At 73.5% G+C, this 2,697-nt stretch carries 1 protein-coding gene; it reads right to left on the bottom strand.

The genetic code is table 11. From position 1 onward, the window contains the following. On the bottom strand, window positions 1–2,697 hold a 2,697-nt coding region (locus E1283_RS34845), incomplete at both ends, for an RHS repeat-associated core domain-containing protein (RefSeq protein WP_132822170.1).

Genomic DNA, 2,697 nt, shown 5'->3' with positions numbered 1-2,697 from the left:
GTGAGGCCGAGCGGGTCGGGGGTGGCGTAGCGGCCGGTGTCCGGGTCGTAGTGGCGGTGGACGTTGTAGTGCCAGCCGGTCTCCTCGTCGGCGTACTGCCCGGGGAACCGCAGCGGGGTCGGGGCGTCCGCCTCGCCGGCGCCCCACAGCGAGCCGCGGTGCCGCCACGTCACCTCGCCGGTCTCGTCGACGAGGTGGGTGGGCCGGCCGACCAGATCGGTGACGATGGCGAGGAACCGGCGGTCGACCTCGGCCTGTTCGATGTCGGCCTGTTCGATGTCGGCCTGTTCGGCGTCGCGGCCGCTCCGTTCCGTCTGGGCGAGCGGTTGCAGGCCCAGGTGGTCCCAGGTGAGGGTGACGGGGGGCGCGCCGTCGGCCGGCACGGTGGTGGTCTGTTCGACGAGGACGGCGTCGAGCCAGGTGAAGTCGGTGCGCTCCACGACGCCGCCGTCCGTGCCCAGCCGCTCCTTCGCCACCCGCCGCCCGAACGGGTCGTAGTGGTAGCGCCAGCGGGTGCCGTCGGGGGTGGTGACGGCGGTGAGCCGGTCCTCGGCGTCCCACGCGTAGCGCCAGGTCTCGGGCTTGCGGGAGAGCCGGGTGCGCTGCCGCAGGGTGACGCGGCCCGCCGCGTCGTACTCGTAGCGGACGCCGCCGGCGCGGGTGAGCCGTGCTCCGGCGTAGTCGCGGTCTCCGGCGGCCGCGCCGGGCCCGTCGGCGGTGGACCAGTCCGCCGTCGTCTGGTTGCCGTTCGGGTCGTAGGTGTAGCTCTCGGTCCGGTCGGGCGCCGTGACGGCCGTGACGCGGCCGACGGCGTCGAGGGTGAACCGGGTCGGGTCGGCGGCGTCCTCGACGAGCGCGGTCGGGTGGCCGTCCGCCCGGTAGGTGTAGGACCGCTCGAACAGCCGTGGCGCGTTCCCGCCCCGCCCCCTCTGACCGGGGGTGGCGGTGAGTGTCTGTCCGACGAGCCGACCTGCCGCGTCCCAGGCGTGGGTGTGGGCCAGCGCGCCGCCCACGGTGTCGAGGACGCGGGAGATCTCCCGGCCCAGCGGGTCGTGTGCGAAGGCGAGTTCACGCCCCGCGATGTCGACCGTGGCGGGCCGGCCGGCGGCGTCGTAGGTCCAGACGCTGGTGTGCCGGCCGGGGGTGGTCCTGGACACCCGCTGGCCCGCGGCGTTGTAGCTGAGGGCGAGGCGGCGGCCGTTGACGGTCTCGCTCAGCAGGTTGCCCAACACGTCGTGCGTGCGGTCGAGTTCGACGCCGGGCGCGGTGGTTCTGGCGACGTTCCCGGCCGCGTCGTAGCCGTACTCGGTGGTGTCGCCTTCCGAGGTGGTCTTCGCGGCCAGCCGCCCGAGCGGGTCGTAGCGGTAGTCGACCGTCTGGCCCACGGCGTTGGTGCGGCGGACGAGTTGGCCGGCGGCGTCGCGCCCGTAGCCCGTGACGCGACCGTCGAAGTCGGACTCGGCGATCACCTGGCCGGCGTCGTCGTAGGTGTACTCCCAGGCGGCGCCGCCGGGTTCGGTGATCCGGGTGATGTTGAGCTCGGTGTCCCGTTCGAAGGTGTACCGTGCGCCGTCCGGTTCGGTCCGTGAGGTGGGCAGGTCGAACGGCCCGTAGGTGTGCCGGGTCACGCCGCCGTTCTCGTCCGTCTCGGTCAGGCAGTTGCCCTCGCCGTCCCACTCCCAGCGCCGCGTGCCGCCCAGCTGGTCGACGCGCTCCGTCGGCTTGCCCTCGACGGTCCACGCCAGGGTTGTGACGCCGCCGAGGGAGTCGGTCTGCCGGATCACCCGGCCGAAGCCGTCCCGCTCGAACCGGGTGGTCTCGCCGAGCGGGTCGGTGACGGCGACGGGCAGCCCGGCGGCATCGCAGCGGATGCGGAGGGTGCGGCCTTCCGGGTCGGTCACCGAGGCCGGGCCACCGCCGGGGTGGTAGCCGAAGCGGGTGCGCCCGCCGGCCGGGTCGAGCAGGACGGCGGGGTTGCCGTTGCCGTCGTACGCGTGCCGCCAGATCCCGCCGTCGGCCTCGACGAACGCGGTGCGCAGGCCCGACTCGTCGTACTCGGCCCGGACCTCGCTGCCGTCCGGGCGGGTGACGGCCGTGAGGTGGCCGTGTTCGTCGTAGCCGAGGCCGGTGGTGCGGCCGAGCGGGTCGGTGAAGGAGCGGACCCGGTCGTGGCGGTCCCGGTCGTGGCGGGTGGTGTGGCCCAACGGGTCCGTTTCGGCGACGAGTTGGTAGGAGTCGTTGAACTGGTAGACCGTGGTCTGGCCGCGCGAGTCGGTGGCCGTGGCCCGGTACGCGTCCTGGTCGTAGGCGTAGCGGTACTCCAGGGCGCGGTCGGTGCCGGTGGTGAAGACGCAGCGGCCTTGGGTGTCGTACTGGTAGGTGTACCAGTAGCCGTTGCGGTCTTCCCAGCGGGTGAGCCGGTGGTGGCTGTCGTAGGTGAAGGTCAGTGGTCGGCCGGAGGAGTTGGTGATCTCGGCGAGGAGGCCGGCGTCGTCGTGGCCGTAGCGCAGCAGGGTGGGTTGGTCGGGGTGGTTGAGGAGGCGGAGTGCGGTGACGCGGCCGTTGTGGGTGGTGATGCCGAGGTGGTAGCCGCCGGTGTGGACGAGGTCGGTGGGTGCGCCGTGTTCGTCGTGGTGGACGTCGATGCGGTTGTCGTTGCGGTCGGTGAGGGCGGTGAGGGGGAGGACGCCGCCGGGG

It is taken from the genome of Streptomyces hainanensis (assembly GCF_004348415.1).
GTDB lineage: Bacteria > Actinomycetota > Actinomycetes > Streptomycetales > Streptomycetaceae > Streptomyces > Streptomyces hainanensis.
Note: the sequence above shows the minus strand (reverse complement) of the source record. Positions and strands in the feature narration are given on the sequence as shown.